Here is an 18,931-nt window from a genome sequence, read left to right as displayed (position 1 = left end):
ATGTATAACTCAAAGTATGATGGGAATTTATTTTTAGTTACGTGTCCTAGATTAATTTCAAAAATTGATATGGAAAAGATGAAGAATTTCATTGTGGTATATATAAATAAAATGAATATAAAAATAAATGAGGCTCTGCAAGGGAAGTTGCAGAGCCTCAAAAGGGTATTGCCGAGATGTCGGACTCGACTACGTAATACTATCATAAAATTCTTTTAAAAAAACCTGGTAAATGTGTCCAAATGCAAGTGGATCTTTAATAAAGTCAAAAAGATCCGCTTCCCGCAGCAGATCCCTTTGACTAGATAATGTTGATGAGCAAAAACTCATCTGGAGTACTTTTATAGTAACAAGTGAAAATGATTTTGTGTATTGAGAAAAAAAGAATTGAATAATTAAATGTTTAGCTTTTATATTTTAGTTTTTGTGATTATCACCATTTGTTGTAAGTAGAGTATGGTTATAAAATGGAGAAAAGATTTACAAATACATCCAAAAATGTACTGGAATATATAATAATAATAAAAGACCTACCTTAAGGGGTTTATCCAACTGAATATTTCATATGATATCAACTGTATTGTAGTAAGGCTATAAGGTTTATATTGAGAAAATTATTATGAATGATATATTTTACACACGTATTAACGTTTAAAAAGTTGAGAAAGAAAATGAAATAGCTTTTTATAAGAGAAAAATGGCTGGTACTTATAATACGATTCATATTTCCACGCATCATGATTTGAAAACTGAAGTTGGTTAGGTACTGTTTTCTCTTGGATGGAACTAATATTCTGCTCCTTCATATAGTAACCTCCTGAATTCATATGTATAAGATTAGTAGTATTCAAGGAAGAGTAATAAAATGTATAATTATTTTGTAATTCATCTCAGATGTGGTTGATTCAGGTTTTAAAATTTATAGACATAAATAGCAATTAAAACACCGCTGCTAAACAACATTTAAAACGTAGAGAAACGTAAAATAATGAAAAGCAAGCTGTTAGTCATGTATTCATCACTTTCAAGACGCTTAAGTGATGATATAATAGGAATAGATGAAAGATATAGAAAAGCAGGTGACTCTTTTTTGTTTACAAAAGCACAAGAACTTTTAGCGTCTTATTTCGGTTATTCGTCATTCCGAAGAGGACAAGATGAAACAATTAAAAATGTATTAGATGGGAAAGATACAGTTTGTATTATGCCTACGGGCGGTGGTAAGTCAATTTGTTATCAAATTCCCGCATTAGTATTCGAAGGAACGACATTAGTTATTTCACCTTTGATTTCACTTATGAAAGACCAAGTAGATACATTAGTACAAAACGGTATTTCAGCTACTTATATTAATAGTTCTATTTCTATTACAGAAGCAAATCAACGAATTCAATTAGCGAAACAAGGTCATTATAAGTTGCTTTATGTGGCGCCTGAGCGTCTTGATTCAATGGAGTTTGTTGACCAACTTATCGATATGAAAATCCCGATGATTGCAATTGATGAGGCGCACTGTATTTCGCAGTGGGGACATGATTTCCGTCCGAGTTATTTACATATACATCGCATATTAGATTATCTTCCAGAAAAGCCGCTCGTATTAGCATTAACTGCTACGGCAACACCACAAGTTCGTGAAGATATTTGCAACACGCTTGGAATTAATCAAGAAAATACGATTATGACAACGTTTGAGCGCGAGAACTTATCATTTTCTGTTATTAAAGGACAAGATCGTCATGCATATTTAGCGGATTATATTCGTCAAAATCAAAAAGAATCTGGGATTATATATGCAGCTACTAGAAAAGTAGTTGATCAATTGTATGAGGATTTAATGAAAGCGGGCGTTTCGGTATCAAAATACCATGCTGGTATGAGTGATACCGATCGAAATGAGCAGCAAGAACTCTTTTTACGTGATGAAGTGAGTGTAATGGTAGCGACATCTGCATTCGGTATGGGAATTGATAAATCGAATATACGTTACGTTATCCATTATCAACTGCCAAAAAACATGGAAAGTTATTACCAAGAAGCAGGACGTGCCGGACGTGACGGATTAGATAGTGCATGTATATTGCTATATTCTTCTCAAGATGTGCAAGTACAGCGCTTTTTAATTGATCAATCGACAGGAGAGTCTCGTTTTTCAAACGAACTTGAAAAACTGCAAAATATGACTGACTACTGTCATACAGAACAATGTTTGCAATCATTTATTTTGCAATATTTTGGAGAAGAGCCGAAAGAAGATTGTGGCCGCTGCGGTAATTGTACGGATGACCGCGAGAGTATCGATGTGACGAGAGAATCACAAATGGTTCTATCTTGTATGATTAGAACGAACCAACGATTTGGTAAACAAATGATTGCACAAGTGCTAACTGGATCTAAAAATAAGAAAGTTATTGAATTTAATTTTCATACTTTACCAACATACGGATTACTATCAAATCGTAGCGTAAAAGAAGTTAGTGAATTTATTGAGTTTCTAATTTCAGATGAGTTAATTGCAGTTGAACATGGTACGTATCCGACATTAAAAGTAACGGAAAAAGGGAAAGAAGTGTTACTTAGTAAAGTGAATGTTTTACGTAAAGAACGAGTAGAGACAAGACAAATTGTTCAAGATCATCCTTTATTTGAAGTACTTCGTGAAGTACGTAAAGAAATTGCGCAAGGAGAAGGTGTACCTCCATTTGTTATTTTCTCTGATCAAACGTTGAAGGATATGTGTGCAAAAATGCCGCAAAGTGACTCTGAACTTTTAACTGTAAAAGGGATTGGTGAACATAAACTTGTGAAGTATGGTTCTCACTTCTTACAAGCAGTTCAGCACTTTATAGATGAAAACCCAAACTATGCTGAAACAGTTAAAACAGAAGTGGTGACAGAGCGGAAAAAGTCTGGGAAAGCTTCAGCAAATTCTCATTTAGAAACGTATGAGATGTATAAACAAGCTATTGATCTAGATGAAATTGCAAAAGAACGTGGCTTATCAAGACAAACGATTGAAAATCATTTAATCCGCTCTTTTGAAGATGGAATGGAAGTAGATTGGAACAGTTTTGTTCCTGCCAAATATGAACAAATGATTGAAACTGCCGTGCAAAATGCAGAGGGCGGCCTGAAATCGATTAAGGAACAACTCCCAAATGAAGTGAGTTATTTTATGATTCGTGCTTATTTACAAATTAGAAAATAGAGACATATAAAGGGGATAGGGATATATGCATCACGTTTTCGTGTATGGCACGTTAAGAAAAGAGCAAACGAATGCTCATTTTATGCAAGGTGCAATATGCATCGCAGACGGAGCATGGATGTATGGGAAATTATTTGATACAAACGAAGGGTATCCGGCGATGATTTGTTCAAATGAAGACAAAGTATATGGAGAAGTTTACGAAGTAAATGATAATGTTCTGCAAAAATTAGATGAACTTGAAGAATACACAGGTAATGCAGAGAGTGACCTATATGACCGAATCACCGAAACGATTTATTTAGCTGATAGAGAAATACGTGCATTTGTGTATGTTGCTCAAGATAAAGAGATGCTGAAGGAAGTTATAGTTTCTGGTAATTGGGTGAAGTATCAACAAGGATAATAAAGGCAGCGTAGAAGCAGATAGTGGGAACATCCATTATCTGTTTTTTAAATTGATACTTCCGAAATTCTGATTATTTTGATAAAATGCAAATAAAGGGAAATCAAAAGGAGGATTTTTCATGGGTATCAGAAATTTAGTTTCTCACCTGTAGCAGAAAAATAATATACAGGAGGAGAATATTAATGAATGAATTAAATGTAAAAGAATTTTATAAAAAACAATTTGAACTACTAAGCTATGATGTAAATAATGAAAATTGGTTACAGGAAGTTGCTAAAGAAGTTCAAGAACAAGTTGGATATACATTTCAGTCGATGTTAGAACTAGGAGCAGGAAATGGTGGATTTGCAAGAGCGATGTCTAATTTGAATGTAAAGATGACTACAGTTGAGCTAGTACGAGAGTTAGTTATGTTTGCGAAAGAACATTCTACTAATGATATTGTTATTCACTGTGCTGACTTTTATAAAATTAATTTTGAAGAAAAGTTTGATGTCGTTACTTATTTGGACGGATTTGGTGTAGGAACGGATGCAGAACAATTATTTTTATTAAAACGCATCCATAGTTGGTTGAAAGATGATGGGTGTGCACTTATTGATATTTATCAACCTTTATATTGGGAAAAAGCAAATGGACAAGAAATGCCGATTTATTCTGCAATGCGAAAATATGAATATGATAGTGAAAATGCTAGAATGCTGGACCATTGGTGGGAAACGGATTCTTCAAATGATATTGTGACACAATCTTTACGTTGCTATACTATAGATGAGATTAATAATTTATGTGCAGAGGCTCGCTTCAGTATAGTTGGGATTTTCCCAGGAGGGGCGTATGACTTTGAAGAGAGAGAATATAAAGAGCAAGCATCTTTAAATGAATGTTTCTCATATCGTATAAAAATAAAAAAGAGTAGGGATTAATTCCTTACTCTTTTTTACTTTTATAGTGTAAATAATTGACTGTCTTTCGTATGTAATTATCGTTCTTTTTTTATCCTTATGGATCTTAGTACAATCCCGATGCCAAGAAATAAAACAGTGGCAACGACACCATTAATAGGATTTAACCAAAAATCACTACTATTTGTAAGAGTAATAATACCGGTTATAGTTATTAAAACAGTAGGTACGGCGTCTTCAAGTGCATGCATGAACACACATGGCCACACTGATTTTGTAAGTCTATATATTTCGACATACATAATAGACCAAGAAACCATAAGTATGCATCCTGATAAAAGCATATTTAACCTAGAAATAGATTCAAAATATTCATTTGGTAAAAAAACTAAATAATAAGCGGCATGCCAAAGAGCCCAAATTAAACCAGAAACTAAATAAATTAGCCAATCGTTTAACTTTAATTCAATAAGCTTTGGGGTTAAATAACCGCGCCAAGAGAACTCTTCGAAAATATTTTTAATAAAATTACCTATAATAGACATGAGTATGAGTGAACATAATGAGGACATCTCAAAGTTAGATATGTTAACGACTCCGAAAAATAGAGCTAAGCTTATAGTTATTAGTGTAACGAATGGATAAATAAGTATTGCTACGAAATACCATTTAAAGTTTCCTTTAAAATTTGGTTTGATACCAAAATTATGCCAATCTCGGCTAAGAATTCTAAGTAATATGCTGACGAAGAAAGGAAGTATAAGCCATAAGCCCATGCCTAAAGAATTTCCTTTAGGCTGATCTGTTAGAAGAGAATCAAGAAATACACCGATCCAACCACTTGCTAGCACAATTAACACAAAAATAATTAAATGTAACTTTACATGTTTTCTATTGGTTGTAGTCATTTCGAATAAACTCCTTTTTATTTTTGGTATTTACCTATTAACTCTTCTCATTATTTTATAAGTGAAAGGAGGAAATCGATAGAAAGATAGATGAGAGTTTAGTAAGTTAGTGTATATATCGTTATTATTAATAGAAAGTAATAGCTTTTGTACGCATTATTTTATTATATGTAAAGTGTTGTAATTTAGATGTTTTATATTCTTATAATGTAAAAATAACGATAAGAGTTCAAAATTAGAAAGATGAAAAGTGAGTTTTTTCGGAAAATTTAAATTGAAACTATTGACTTTATGAATGGATTTTTAATACAATTGTATCTCGACTGAAAAATTAGAACGGACAGGAGGGAATCATCAAATGAACAACATTTTTGAAGAAGAGTTACAAAAAATGAAAGATACGTTAAGTACGATGGATGATCAATTAGAACAGCTCGAAAACATTCCGGTTTATTATGGAGAAGATTTTAAAGAACAAATTCTAGAAAGTATGAGAGAATCTAATAGACAAAATTTACGTATTGGAGTGCAAGAACCGTACTTTGGAAGATTAGATTTTCAGGAGGATGGCAAGGAAGATATTATGCCAATCTACATCGGTAAAGTAGGTGTTTCACATAAAGATACAATGAAACCAATTGTAATTGATTGGCGGGCACCTGTCGCAAGTATGTTTTATTCATTTACCGGTGGGGAGGAATTAGCGTTTTATGAATCACCAGACGGATTAGTAGAAGGTGATGTGTATTTAAAACGAAACATCTCTATTCGAAAAAGAGAACTAGAACGTGTTGTTGATACATATGTAAAAGGAAATGAAGATGTTTCGCATGCCGATGATTTTCTTCTATATCGATTAGGTGAGAATAAAGATAATAAACTAAAGGATATTGTTTCGACAATACAATCGGAGCAAAATGATATTATTCGTGCGGAAAGAAACTTACCATTATTAATTCAAGGGGTTGCAGGGAGCGGAAAAACAACGATTGCTTTACATCGCCTTGCTTTTTTAATTTATGAATACCGTGAGCAATTAGAAGCTGAGAGAATGATTGTATTTGCTCCGAATAGTCTGTTTTTAGACTATATTTCGAGTGTGCTTCCGGAATTAGGTGTAGGGAATATTAGTCAAACAACATTTGCAGATTGGGCATTACGTACGTTAGATGATTCGGTGAAACTAAAACAAACAGAAGAAAAGTTGAAAGAAGCATTTTCTATTAATCGTGATGAAGAAAAGGTTATGCTCGGTAAATTGAAAGGCACGCTGGAATTTAAGTCCTTTATTGAAGAGAGAATGGTCCAATTTGAAAAAGAATTCGTACCAACAAGTGATTTTGAAGCATGGGACAAAGCTATTATTCCAGTAGAAGACATAAAAAAATGGATGCAAGTTGAATATAAACATTATCCATTAAAGAAAAGAAGAGAAAGATTAGTCGGCCGAATGAAGCGCTGGATTGAAATTGAACTGAAAAAGTATGGAGAAACAAACGAGAAGAAATTACTAAAAAAAGAAGCGACAAAGAGATTGAACACATATATGAAGTTTTGGCCGAAAATGAGCGCACTTTCACTATATAGCTCAATATTGAAAAGTAAAGAAATACTCGAAGTATTACCTGAAGAACTTGTGAAAGAAACTGAAAAGAATTGTCGTAAAAAAGAAGTGTATGTAGAAGATCTACCTGCTTTAATTTACATACATCACCGCATAACAGGTATTGAAATCGGACAGAAATTCCATCACGTCGTTATTGATGAAGCACAAGATTTCTCACCATTTCAAGTGTATGTATTAAAAGAAATTACACTAGGTAATTCTTTCACTATATTAGGTGATTTATCTCAAGCAATTTATGATTATCAAGGAATTGAAGATTGGGGTGCTTTTAAGGAAGTATTCCAAGAAACAGGTTATTATGAACTGACGAGAAGTTATCGCTCTACAAAAGAAATTATTGAATTTGCGAACGAGATTATTAAAAATGCAGAAATTCCAGTTGGGCTCGCAACACCAGTTTTTCGTAGTGGTGAAGATGTTAAAGTAATCCATACAGAAGATCAATTTAATGAGATTATGAAGACGTTAAAGCATCTACAAAATGAAGTTGTGAAAACAATTGCGGTAATAGGAAGAACAGACCATGAATGCCGCGATATATATGAGAAATTAACAAATGTAGGACTGGCTGTAAACGTCATAGAAGCAGATCAAAGTAAATATGAAGGTGGTATTTCAGTAGTACCTGTATACTTGGCGAAAGGGCTAGAATTTGATGCGGTTCTACTAATTGATGTTGATGAAGAACATTACAAAAATACAAAACACGATGCGAAGTTATTGTATGTCGGATGTACAAGATCACTCCATGATTTATGGATTTTCCATAGCGGAGAAGCATCGCCTTTAATAAAAGGATTAAAATAAATATGAAAAACAAGAGGGTTTTCTAGTAACAAAAAGAAGAACCTCTTGTTTTTCTATATAAAGACTTGGAGAGAAACTAACTATGATTACAAAGGTAATAACAAAAAGAAATTGGGAAATTGCAAAGATAAATGGAGAAATTAATGAAACTTCACTAAAAGAAGAGGGATTTATTCATTGTTCATTTTTAAAACAAGCTTTAGAAGTTGCTGAAAAACATTTTAGTCATGAAGAAGATGTTTTATTACTGACAATTGATCCATCCTTAATAAAAGCAGAAATAAAATATGAACTTGCTTCTAACGGTCAAGAATATCCGCATGTATATGGAGTAATTCATATTGAGGCAATTGTAAATGTTACCCCATTTATTAAAGAAAATGGAGAGTTTATATTACAAGAGGTACAAAATTAAGATTGTTATAAGCATTTAAATAGCCAGAAAAGCACAAATTATATAAGTTTGTGCTTTTTTATTATCTATTTTTTGTAAATACGTATTGTTTTTATCACATTAATACTGTACGATACATAGTATAAAACATATACTGTATGACATATAGTAATGAAAATGAGGTGAGTGAATGGATGCTTTATTAAATTCGTTAATTACTGAACTAAGAAGAGGTACATTAACATTAGCGGTTTTAAGCCAGTTAAGAACACCGCAGTATGGGTATTCACTTGTCCAATTATTGGAACAATCAGGGATTACAATCGATCAAAGTACGTTATATCCACTACTTCGCCGATTAGAAAAGCAGGAGCTAGTAACGAGTAGTTGGGATAAAACGGAGAGTAGACCTCGTAAGTATTACGTTTTAAGTGAATACGGATTAGAGATATTTTTGCAGCTGAAGAAAGAATGGATAAAGGATTCGAAAGAACTTTATAACTTATTAAAGGAGGAGGACAAAAATGAACTTGATTGATATGTATGTCGAGGAAGTAGCGAAGAGATTACCTGAAAAAAATCGTGAAGATATTACTCTTGAACTACGGTCAACAATCGAGGATATGTTACCTGATGATTATAATGAAGACGATGAAAAAAGAGTTCTTGAAAAATTGGGAAGTCCAGTTTCGTTGGCTAATGGATATTTGGATAGACCGATGCATTTAATTGGACCACGTTATTTTGATGTATATACGACATTATTAAAAATGATCATACCAATTGCAGCTGTTATCGCTCTCATTGCAATGGTTGCAGAAAATTTTGTTGGATATAATGGTGAGCAAGCGGTATTAAACGTTATTTTAAATGTGATAGGTAAAGGAATTGGGGAAATTATCGAAGTAGGCCTCCATGTGTTTTTCTGGTTGACACTTGTATTTGCAATTTTAGAAAGAACTGATAAAGACAAAGGTACCCAACCGTTGACGACAAGTTTAAAAAAATGGACGCCTGATGATTTAAAAAATACTTCGTATGTTCCAAAGAAAAAGTCGATCTCAAAGTTCGAAGTATTTGGCGGGTTAATGTGGACGGCAATATGGGCAACACTATATTTTTATGCAAATCATCTTGTAGGTGTATATCATGGTACAGAAAACGGACTGAAGTTTGTCGCGCCAACTTTTAATCAAGATGTGTTACTTCAGTATTGGCCAATCGTTGTAATTATAATTGTTTTTGAAATAGGTATATCTCTTTATAAGTTAGTACAGGGACAATGGACGAAAAAGTTGGCAATTGGGAATGCTTTTCTTCAAATAGCTGGAACAATAGTATTCATTGTAATTGTAGTAAATCCACATTTATTTAACGAAGGATTTATTACGTATGTGGCAAATGTGTTTACTACTTCTCCAGAGGAATTTAAAAAGTGGTTAATTGGTGGAGGTATTATCATTTACATTTTATCTGCTGTCTTAAATATATTTGATGGTTTCCGAAAAGCTCGTATTCGTATATAGGAGTGAAATTAGAGGAAAGGAAGAAAGTGATGATAAGGGAAGCAAGGAAACAAGATGTAACATACATGTTAGATATTTATAATGATGCTATATTGTATACAACGGCCGTATATACGTATAAACCTGTAACCCTTGAAAATAGAATAGACTGGTATGAACAAAAAAAGGCTGAAGGTTATCCAATTTTAGTATACGAATTAGATAATAAAGTAGTAGGGTTTGCGACATTCGGGCCATTTAGAGCTTGGCCTGCCTATAAATATTCAATTGAGCATTCTGTGTATGTTCATAAGGAATATAGAAAAAATGGGATAGGAACTTCTTTAATGAAAGCATTGATCACAGTTGCAAGAGATAGGGAATATATGATCTTAATTGCTGGAATTGATGCAGAAAATAAGAAAAGCATTGCCTTACATGAAAACTATGGATTTGTTCATGCGGGGACAATTAAGAAGGCTGGTTATAAGTTTAATAGGTGGTTAGATTTAGCTTTTTATCAATTGGAGCTTAATGGTCCTAAAAAGCCTACGGAAGAGTAAATGTTTGCATTATGCGAATTATGTATTTTAGAAAGGTAGCATGGAGAAATTTCATGCTATTTTTTTTATTGTATGTATAAATATCATTTAACAAAAAAAGGTTTTTAATATTCTATATTGAATTTTAAGAAGATGATAAAACAATATAAAAAGAAGTTTGAATATGTATATACAAAAAGGATAGTGAAGGCATGCTAGGGGTGAGAGATTGAAACGTAACTTAAAAACTTCAACAATCATTATATTGATTTTAACAATTATTGCTTTGGAAGTTGGAATTGCGATTTACGATCATAATTTGTCATTAAATACAATTTACTTTGCAGCAATCCTTATTTGTATTGTATTGCTTTTTGGCACACGTATTTCTGAAGAGAAGGAAAATATATCGAAAGAGAGACGAAGAAAAACAGCTCTTATATTTTGGCCATCTATTTTATTGTCTATCGCTTGCTTTGCCGTTATTAGTTATATAAGAACAGGTTATGTCTCTGTACCAGGGATCATTGGTTTTTCATGCTTTGTTACTTATGGTGGATTCGTGTTTATTAGTATTTTAAAAAGGAAAAGTAAAAATTAAAGGTAGCTTATTAAGTTGAAAGGAAGAAAGATATGAAACACATAGAAAATGGTACTCGCGCTGAAGGAGAATACATAAAAAATAAAGTAATTCAATATAACATGTCTATTTTAACAGATGAAGCAAAACAGCCGATGGAACAAGTGAGTTTCGTAGTGAAAGATGAGGATGGAAAAATATTTGGTGGGGTAACAGGAACGATGTATTTTTATCATCTTCATATAGATTTTTTATGGGTTGATGAAACAGTTCGTCATGATGGTTATGGTAGTCAACTGTTACATAAAATCGAAGACATTGCGAAGGACAAAGGTTGTAGATTAATATTATTAGATTCATTTAGTTTTCAAGCACCAGACTTTTATAAAAAGCATGGCTACCGAGAATACGGTGTTGTTGAAGATCATCCTAAAGGACATAGTCAACACTTTTTAGAGAAGAGGTTATAGGAATCGTATTCGTGCTCTAGAAGAAAAGTGGATATTAAAAGCATCACCAATAAGGTGATGCTTTTTTCTTTTGTTTATAGCAACTACTTAATCTGATGCAATTATGGAAACAAATAGTACGATTCGTAGAACTATGATTTTCTTTTTTATTTGAAATGAGTTACTGTCTTTGTAGAAGACACTTGTTGTATAGGTTTTTCTAACAATGCTGTTGAATTTTTTAGAGCAGAAGAGCAATAAGACGAGCTCTGAATATAATAATAAAAAAGGAGGTGTTAAGCAATGGGTTACATTGTAGATATTTCAAAATGGAACGGTAACATTAACTGGGATGTAGCCGCTCCACAACTAGATTTCGTAATCGCTAGGGTACAAGATGGATCAAATTATGTAGATCCTTTATATAAAAATTATGTCCAAGCAATGAAAAATAGAAATATTCCATTTGGTAACTATGCATTCTGCCGCTTTATTTCAATTGCTGATGCGAAGAAAGAAGCGCAAGACTTTTGGAATCGCGGTGATAAGAGTGCTACAGTTTGGGTGGCTGATGTAGAAGTGAAAACAATGGATGATATGAGAGCTGGTACACAAGCTTTTATCGACGAGTTACGCCGACTAGGTGCTAAGAAAATTGGCTTATATGTTGGGCATCATGTATATGAGCCTTTCGGTATGGCGAACGTAAAAAGTGATTTTCTATGGATTCCTAGGTATGGCGGCAATAAACCAGCATATCCTTGTGATATTTGGCAATACACTGAGACAGGTAATGTACCAGGTATCGGTAAATGTGATTTAAACCAATTGATAGGAAATAAGCCACTTTCTTGGTTTACTGAATCGTTACCAAAACAAGAAAACATACAAGCACAAGTTTCGAAACAAAATATCATTCAATCTGGAGCCTTTTCACCTCATGAAACTCCAGATGTTATGGGAGCATTAACTTCTTTAAAAATGACTGCTACCTTCATTTTACAATCGGATGGTTTAACGTATTTTGTTACTGAACCTACTAGCGATACGCAATTAAACGCTATGAAAGGCTGGCTTGATCGAAAAGGTTGGTGGTATGAAGTTAAATAATAAAAAATAATTAGTTACTATGTGTGCAAAAAAAGAGCCATCCTGTTGGAGGGCTCTTTTTTTGCTATTCAAATAGTTTATTCATTAAATTTTGGATTTCACGTCTTCTTTTATCTGTTTCGTCCTTATCAATTGTATACGTATCATCCTTGATTATAAGAACATCACCTTCTGTTGCAGTGGAAGGGAGTTTGGATTTAGGTACATCAATTGTTACGTTATTCATTTCAATAACTGCTAGTTCGCCTTCAAAGCGGTCAATAATACCTCTTTTCATAACTATCTCTCCGTTCTTACAGAAATGTTAGAACCATCACTATTAATAACTACAGTTCCGTTGGAATCAGTTCTATATACATTAACAGACATTGAATTTAACTTTGCTAAAGTTTCCTGTGTAGGATGGCCATAGCGGTTACCTGCACCTGCACTGATCACGGCAATACTTGGTTTCACTGCATCTAAAAATAGCTGAGAAGAAGATGTCTTACTTCCGTGATGACCTGGTTTTAATACATCTGATTTTAGGTTAGAACCATGTGTCGTAACCATATCTTTCTCACTTTTAGATTCAGCATCACCTGTGAATAAGAAGGATTTGCTACCGTGTGTTACTTTTAATACAGCACTCCACTCATTTAGATCGTTACCATATTCTTTAACGGGAGCTAAAAATTGTGAGTTTAAACCATTGATTGGTAAAGTAACTCCAGATTTTGCTTCTTTAATTGTTAATCCTTTGTTAGCTACTGCAGTTAGGAAGTCTTTAAACGTTTGTGTCGTATGACTTACTTTCGGGGCGTAAACGTTTTTTACATTCATAGAATATAGGACTTCATCTAATCCGCCTACATGGTCAGCATCAGGATGCGTAGCGATCATATAATCAATAGTTTGGAATCCTAATCCTTTTAGATAATTCGCTACTACTTTACCTTTTCCGTTGTTACCAGCATCAATAAGGATAGTTTCTCCACTTGGAGATTTAATAAAAGTAGCATCACCTTGTCCGACATCAATATAATGAACCTCTAAGTTACCTTTAGGCTTAGGAAGAGCTGGACGGAAGTTTGGTTCTAATACACGAGCCAAAAATGCAGCGAATTGCTCACGAGTTACTTTTACACCTGGACCAAATGTACCATCAGGCAATCCAGTAGTGATATTATTTTGAGCTAAAATTTCGACATAATTGTAACCCCAATGATTAGATGGAACATCAGGGAAATTGACGTCTGCTCCTGTAGGCTTTAAATTAAAAGTTTTAACAAGAACTACTGCCATTTCTGCACGAGTTAATGAGCGGTCAGGAAAATAGTTTGTTTCACGTTGTACAATGTTATTATGTGCTAACTTATGTACAGAATCATAGTAATAGATACCTTTGGCTACATCGGAAAAAATATGATTATAGCTAGATGGTTTTTCTAATTTTAATGATAAATCTAGCATTAAGGCCATTTGTCCACGAGTTACATCTTCACTTGGTTTAAAAGTACCTTCTGGCGTACCTTTAATGATACCTTTATCCGATAAATAGTTAATTTCTTTAATTGCCCAATGATTAGATTGGACATCTGGGAAAGATTTAGCACTTGTAAGATTAGGGATGAATAACGATAAGATTATGACAAATGCTGTTAGTAATAAACTAAACTTTTTCAAAAGATCGCCTCACTTTATGTATTTTTTTACCTAATTAACTTTACCATTTTTTGCAAGGAATTCAAGTTTTAATAGTTAAATATTATTATAGAAATACTTTTGGTGTTATATTCATTGATTTTCTCTTATTCTGTATATTTGATATAGTTAATATGAAAGAATGAGAGTAACGATTGCAATTGTAAAATCGATATTATAAATTTATTTTATGAAGTTTTTTTGTAACAGGTTGGATTCTATAGTTTTATATTGAAAGAAGTAAAGTAAGACAAATTATATATAATGAGCAATTTGATGGGAGAAGGAAAATGCACACGTATAAATTGCAACATGAACAACCAATTTGCGTAGAAAAAATAAAAAAACTTTATGACTCTGTCGGTTGGTGGCCAGAAAGAAAAGAAATCGATATTCAAAAAATGTTAAAGTATAGTATAGCGATTGGGGTATGGGAAGAAAATGAATTAATCGGATTTGCTAGAGTTGTTTCTGATGGTGTCTTTCGAGCGTACATAGAAGATGTTGTCGTACATGAGAATGTAAGAAATAAAGGTATTGGAGAGAAGATGCTTACAATATTACTTCAAGAAATATCTCATGTTCATATTGTTAGTCTATTTTGCGGAGAGAAATTATTAAAGTTTTACGGTGAACAGCAATTTCAAGCGACAAAGCAAATTGTAATGCATCGTAATCAAATCGTGAAAGAATAAGAGGTGCCAATAAGAATGAATGCAATTAGAACATATTGTTTATCGAAAAGAAAAGCGACAGAAGATTCACCAGATGGTTGGAATGCAACATGTATGAGGCTTAATAATAAAATATTTGCGATTGTAAACCATGAAGAAGGAGAAAAAGCAGCGATTACATTAAAATGTGACCCAGAACTTGCACTAAGGTTAAGAGAAGACTTCCCAGAAACCATAATTCCTGGTTATCATATGAATAAAAAACATTGGAATACAGTGTATATACATAAAGGTGTAGAGCAAGAGCAAATTAATAAGATGATCGATTGGTCATATGATTTAGTTCTACAATCATTTTCAAAGAAAAAGCAGCAAGAGTTATTAGATTAGTATGTATAAGGGGTGGATGTATTGAAAGACACGATCAAAGGTACATATGATAAATTAGCGAGTACATATAAAGAAAATTTAGATGTGGCAAATCCATATAACAGTTATTACGAAAGACCAACGATGATGGAGATGATTCCAAAGAATTTAGAAGGGAAGAGTATACTAGATGCTGGATGTGCAGCTGGATGGTATACTTCTCAATTTATAGAAAGAGGAGCAAACGTTACTGCAATTGACGTAAGTTCTGAAATGGTAAAAGCTGCAAAGGAAAGTATGGGTAATAAAGCAACGTTTTTTTGTCATGACCTGCAAGAAGTATTACCATTTGAAGATAATACATTTGATGTTATTGTAAGTTCGTTAACACTTCATTACTTAGAAAATTGGGATAATGTATTTCAGGAGTTTCATCGAGTATTGAAGCCTGGTGGAGAATTTATATACTCCATTCATCATCCTTTTATGGATTTTACAAAGTTTACCAGTGAAAATTATTTTGAAAAACAATTATTAGTAGATACTTGGGTTAAACCGAATATTACAATAGAAGTTAGCTTTTTTAGAAGGTCACTCCAAGACATAATTAATGAAACAACAAATTATTTCGTGTTAGAAATAATGGTGGAACCGAGACCAGTTGAAAAGATGAGAGAAATAAACGAAAAATCATATCATTATCTAAATACAAATCCACATTTTCTTATTATGAAAGCCATTAAAAAATAGGTAGTAAAATAATTATATTTTACTACCTATTTACAATTTCAAATTACATATTAGGAGTTCTTGAGATGAAAACGAAACGAAATAGACTATTATATGCAATGTTTACCATTGTTATAATTATTTTAGGTCTTAGCTCCAGAAAGTTAGCTTTTGCGTTACCTCAGCTATTAAATGACTACTTAGGCGATGCTTTATGGGCATTGATGATTTTTACTGGATTCGGATTTTTATTTCCTAAAATAGAAACGAAGAAATTGGCTTTTATTAGTTTGCTATTTTGCTACGGGATTGAAGTGAGCCAATTGTATCATGCTGAATGGATAGATAACATTCGTGCAACGACTTTAGGTGGACTTGTATTAGGTTACGGATTTTTGTGGAGTGATTTAGTTGCTTATACAATTGGTGTTGGAGTAGGATTTATTTTTGAGTTTATATTACGGGAGAAATAAGAGATATAAAAAGGGGTATTTATGAAAAAATAATATTAATAGGTTCTGGTGGTTCCGGAAAATCTACATTAGCAAGGCAATTAGGAAATAAATTAAATATTAAAGCACATCATCTTGATGCGTTATTTTGGAAACCGAATTGGGAAGGGGTACCGAAAGAAGAGCAAAGAACGGTTCAAAATGAATTAGTTAAAGAAGATGAGTGGATTATTGATGGGAATTATGGCGGGACAATGGATATAAGAATTAACGCAGCTGATACAATTATCTTTCTTGATATTCATAGAACAATATGTGTTTATCGTGCTTTTAAAAGGGTTGTACAATATCGGAATAAAACAAGACCGGATATGGGTGCTGGATGTGAGGAAAGGTTTGACTTGCAATTTTTTAAATGGATATGGGAATATCCTAAAACGAAACGACCTTCAATTTTAAAGAGGCTAAATCAATTGAGTAAAGATAAAGAAGTTATTATTTTAAAATCTTCAAATGAAGTAAGACTATTTTTAGAGAAGTACGATACCATAAATAGTTAGATTATAAAAAGAAGTAACATGGGGGGATAGGATTGAATAGATTCATTGGCCCGGTTGATTCTAATATGGTGAAAATTCCAGAAGGAAAAGTAGTATTAAGAGATGATCGAATTAAAAAAGAATGGCAAGTCCAAGTTAAACCATTTCTTCTAGCAAAGTATGTTGTGACGACGGAATTATATGATGCGATTGTGAATCATAAACCAAATTTATTCAAAGATAATAATAAACCAGTTGTAAATATTTCTTGGAATGATGCCATTGTATTTTGTAATTTACTTTCAAAAAAAGCGGGATTAAAAGAATATTATTCTATTAGTGATGATAGTCTAATTGTTAGTTGTAATTTAGCTTCAAATGGATACCGATTACCTTCTGAAGCAGAGTGGCAATATGCGTGTAAAGCAAATACGACGGGATATACATATGGGACACTTGAGAAAATAGCATGGTATAATGAGAATTCTAATGGACAAATTCATGACGTTGGTCAAAAAGAACCAAATGCATGGGGACTATATGATATGTTAGGAAACGTTTGGGAATGGTGCTATGATTTGTATGATGAAAAAGTATATGGATCATACCGAATTTTTCGAGGTGGTAGCTGGGCTGAACCAGCTAGAGGTTGCGGTGCGACTTGTCGCCGGCGTAGCCACCCTACATTTCATATAGATGATCTTGGATTTAGGCTTGCAAGGTCAATTTAATAAAAGCATGATATATAAAAAAGTGTTTGGAGAGTATCTATATTCTTAACATAATAGACAAGATTTGACGTAAGGAGTGTTCCTAATGGCACGTGTTTTATTCATTAATACTGGATCAGAAGGACATATAAATCCAACATTGCAAGTTGTAGAAGAATTAGTTTCACGTGGGGAAGAGGTAATTTATTTTTCAATAGAATCTTTTAGAGAGCGCATTGAAAAGGCAGGTGCTACTGTACGAACAATTGACGAGCAAAAGTTTATAAAAGCTTTTCTTTCCGGTGGTCGAAATTATTTATTAGAAAGAATTAACGGCCTTTTGCATACAGTGGATGTTGTGATACCTAATGTTCTAGAGCAAATTGAAGGGGAACATTTTGATTATATTATTCACGATTCGATGTTTGGCTGTGGCCATATAATTGCTCAAATTCTAAAGCTTCCAGCAATAAATTCTTGTACATCTTTTGCACAGGATGAAAAAGCATTTGAACAAATGTTAGCCCACTTGTCTAAAAATATCCCAGTGGAAGATCAAGATAGGATACGTAATGATTTTGAAAGCTTAACTAAGGGAATTGCGGAAAAATACGGTGTTAAAATAAACTCGCCGTATGAAGTTTTCTGTAATCCAGCTCCACTTACTATTGTGTATACAATAAAGGAGTTCCAACCTTTTGGAGATATGTTTGATGAAACATTTACATTTGTAGGACCATCTATCTCTACACAAGTAAAAAATGAAGAGTTAGATTTTCCTGTAATTGAAGAAAAAAGCTTGATTTACATTTCGTTAGGTACTGTTTTTAATGAAGCGCTTGATTTTTATAAATTATGTTTGAAGGCGTTCAAGAATAGTAATCATACTATTGTGATGTCTATTGGTAATAAAACGAAAATAAGTGATTTAGGTGAAATTCCTAAAAACTTCATTGTGAAAAATTATGTACCACAAACAAAACTACTTACATATACAAAGTTATTTATTACACACGGCGGGATGAACAGTACACATGAAGGACTATATAACGGGATTCCGCTTATTGTAATTCCGCAAAGTGCAGATCAGCCAGTTATCGCAAAGCAAGTGGAGAATCTTGGAGCTGGGGTCAAGTTGTCAATGAATGAACTAACTGAAGAACAACTACGTGAAAGTGTAGAACTCATATTAAATAATCCTTCATTTAAAGAAGCTGCTTTGAATTTGAAGGAGTCTTTCCGAAAATCCGGTGGGTATAAACAAGCTGTTGATGAAATTTCTACATTTGTAGGTCAGTAATAAATAGAAAATTATACATGAGAAGAGTGTC

General features: G+C 33.0%; 22 protein-coding genes. 18 read left to right on the top strand and 4 right to left on the bottom strand.

Annotated features, from left to right (window positions below; translation table 11 throughout):
* Positions 1-644 precede the first annotated feature (644 nt).
* Complete coding sequence (locus MR113_RS06590) at positions 645-806, bottom strand: hypothetical protein (RefSeq protein WP_242252596.1); 162 nt, start codon at positions 804-806, stop codon at positions 645-647.
* A 284-nt stretch (positions 807-1,090) separates the two neighbouring features.
* Here MR113_RS06590 and recQ point away from each other — a divergent pair, with 284 nt between their 5' ends.
* The 3 genes from recQ to MR113_RS06575 all read left to right on the top strand — a co-directional run bounded on the left by recQ (position 1,091) and on the right by MR113_RS06575 (position 4,543).
* On the top strand, positions 1,091-3,208 hold the full coding sequence (recQ, locus tag MR113_RS06585; protein ID WP_242252594.1) for a DNA helicase RecQ: 2,118 nt from the start codon (positions 1,091-1,093) through the stop codon (positions 3,206-3,208).
* A 25-nt stretch (positions 3,209-3,233) separates the two neighbouring features.
* Positions 3,234-3,614: a gamma-glutamylcyclotransferase family protein gene (locus MR113_RS06580; protein WP_242252592.1), complete on the top strand. Its 381-nt coding sequence runs from the start codon at positions 3,234-3,236 to the stop codon at positions 3,612-3,614.
* A gap of 185 nt (positions 3,615-3,799) precedes the next feature.
* Positions 3,800-4,543: a class I SAM-dependent methyltransferase gene (locus tag MR113_RS06575; RefSeq protein WP_242252582.1), complete on the top strand. Its 744-nt coding sequence runs from the start codon at positions 3,800-3,802 to the stop codon at positions 4,541-4,543.
* Between the two features lie 56 nt (positions 4,544-4,599).
* Here MR113_RS06575 and MR113_RS06570 read toward each other — a convergent pair whose 3' ends face one another.
* On the bottom strand, positions 4,600-5,430 hold the full coding sequence (locus tag MR113_RS06570) for a CPBP family glutamic-type intramembrane protease (protein WP_242252580.1): 831 nt from the start codon (positions 5,428-5,430) through the stop codon (positions 4,600-4,602).
* A gap of 358 nt (positions 5,431-5,788) precedes the next feature.
* Between MR113_RS06570 and MR113_RS06565 the strand changes: the two genes are divergently transcribed.
* The 8 genes from MR113_RS06565 to MR113_RS06530 all read left to right on the top strand — a co-directional run bounded on the left by MR113_RS06565 (position 5,789) and on the right by MR113_RS06530 (position 12,444).
* A complete protein-coding gene (locus MR113_RS06565; protein WP_242252577.1) occupies positions 5,789-7,864 on the top strand; it encodes a HelD family protein in 2,076 nt (691 codons plus the stop codon).
* Positions 7,865-7,946: 82 nt separating this feature from the next.
* A complete protein-coding gene (locus MR113_RS06560; RefSeq protein WP_242239696.1) occupies positions 7,947-8,279 on the top strand; it encodes a DUF952 domain-containing protein in 333 nt (110 codons plus the stop codon).
* A gap of 169 nt (positions 8,280-8,448) precedes the next feature.
* Positions 8,449-8,796 (top strand): PadR family transcriptional regulator, encoded by a 348-nt coding sequence (locus MR113_RS06555; protein WP_060486712.1) that lies wholly within the window; start codon positions 8,449-8,451, stop codon positions 8,794-8,796.
* Positions 8,783-9,784 carry an HAAS signaling domain-containing protein gene (locus MR113_RS06550; protein WP_242252565.1) on the top strand — a complete coding sequence of 334 codons (1,002 nt, stop codon included), beginning with the start codon at positions 8,783-8,785 and terminating at the stop codon, positions 9,782-9,784. The genes MR113_RS06555 and MR113_RS06550 overlap by 14 nt, the downstream gene beginning before the upstream one ends.
* Before the next feature lie 29 nt (positions 9,785-9,813).
* Entirely contained in the window at positions 9,814-10,326 is a 513-nt protein-coding gene (locus MR113_RS06545; RefSeq protein WP_242252563.1) for a GNAT family N-acetyltransferase, read from the top strand.
* 208 nt (positions 10,327-10,534) lie between these two features.
* Positions 10,535-10,906 carry a hypothetical protein gene (locus MR113_RS06540; RefSeq protein WP_242252560.1) on the top strand — a complete coding sequence of 124 codons (372 nt, stop codon included), beginning with the start codon at positions 10,535-10,537 and terminating at the stop codon, positions 10,904-10,906.
* A 32-nt stretch (positions 10,907-10,938) separates the two neighbouring features.
* Positions 10,939-11,355 (top strand): GNAT family N-acetyltransferase, encoded by a 417-nt coding sequence (locus tag MR113_RS06535; protein ID WP_242252558.1) that lies wholly within the window; start codon positions 10,939-10,941, stop codon positions 11,353-11,355.
* Between the two features lie 282 nt (positions 11,356-11,637).
* Positions 11,638-12,444 (top strand): GH25 family lysozyme, encoded by an 807-nt coding sequence (locus MR113_RS06530; RefSeq protein WP_242252556.1) that lies wholly within the window; start codon positions 11,638-11,640, stop codon positions 12,442-12,444.
* A 64-nt stretch (positions 12,445-12,508) separates the two neighbouring features.
* On the opposite strand, the gene MR113_RS06525 is transcribed toward MR113_RS06530, so the two are convergent.
* Both MR113_RS06525 and MR113_RS06520 read right to left on the bottom strand, forming a co-directional pair.
* Complete coding sequence (locus MR113_RS06525; protein ID WP_242252554.1) at positions 12,509-12,721, bottom strand: DUF3006 domain-containing protein; 213 nt, start codon at positions 12,719-12,721, stop codon at positions 12,509-12,511.
* Between the two features lie 2 nt (positions 12,722-12,723).
* Positions 12,724-14,109, bottom strand: coding sequence for an S-layer homology domain-containing protein (locus MR113_RS06520; protein WP_242252551.1), 1,386 nt, complete (start codon positions 14,107-14,109; stop codon positions 12,724-12,726).
* 308 nt (positions 14,110-14,417) lie between these two features.
* Here MR113_RS06520 and MR113_RS06515 point away from each other — a divergent pair, with 308 nt between their 5' ends.
* The 7 genes from MR113_RS06515 (at position 14,418) to MR113_RS06485 (ending at position 18,900) form a co-directional block, all read left to right on the top strand.
* Entirely contained in the window at positions 14,418-14,822 is a 405-nt protein-coding gene (locus MR113_RS06515; protein ID WP_242252550.1) for a GNAT family N-acetyltransferase, read from the top strand.
* A 15-nt stretch (positions 14,823-14,837) separates the two neighbouring features.
* Positions 14,838-15,191: an MmcQ/YjbR family DNA-binding protein gene (locus tag MR113_RS06510; RefSeq protein ID WP_242252539.1), complete on the top strand. Its 354-nt coding sequence runs from the start codon at positions 14,838-14,840 to the stop codon at positions 15,189-15,191.
* Between the two features lie 21 nt (positions 15,192-15,212).
* Complete coding sequence (locus MR113_RS06505) at positions 15,213-15,920, top strand: class I SAM-dependent methyltransferase (RefSeq protein WP_242252536.1); 708 nt, start codon at positions 15,213-15,215, stop codon at positions 15,918-15,920.
* A 65-nt stretch (positions 15,921-15,985) separates the two neighbouring features.
* The gene (locus MR113_RS06500) at positions 15,986-16,372 is read left to right on the top strand and encodes a ribosomal maturation YjgA family protein (RefSeq protein WP_242252535.1); all 387 of its coding nucleotides are present in this window, start codon (positions 15,986-15,988) and stop codon (positions 16,370-16,372) included.
* A 17-nt stretch (positions 16,373-16,389) separates the two neighbouring features.
* Complete coding sequence (locus MR113_RS06495; protein WP_242252737.1) at positions 16,390-16,911, top strand: DNA topology modulation protein; 522 nt, start codon at positions 16,390-16,392, stop codon at positions 16,909-16,911.
* 65 nt (positions 16,912-16,976) lie between these two features.
* Positions 16,977-17,621 (top strand): formylglycine-generating enzyme family protein, encoded by a 645-nt coding sequence (locus MR113_RS06490; RefSeq protein WP_242252735.1) that lies wholly within the window; start codon positions 16,977-16,979, stop codon positions 17,619-17,621.
* A gap of 85 nt (positions 17,622-17,706) precedes the next feature.
* On the top strand, positions 17,707-18,900 hold the full coding sequence (locus MR113_RS06485; RefSeq protein WP_242252526.1) for a macrolide family glycosyltransferase: 1,194 nt from the start codon (positions 17,707-17,709) through the stop codon (positions 18,898-18,900).
* Positions 18,901-18,931: the final 31 nt, after the last annotated feature.

The sequence above is a fragment of the Bacillus cereus group sp. BfR-BA-01379 genome (genome assembly GCF_022663605.1).
Lineage (GTDB): Bacteria > Bacillota > Bacilli > Bacillales > Bacillaceae_G > Bacillus_A > Bacillus_A mobilis.
Note: the sequence above shows the minus strand (reverse complement) of the source record. Positions and strands in the feature narration are given on the sequence as shown.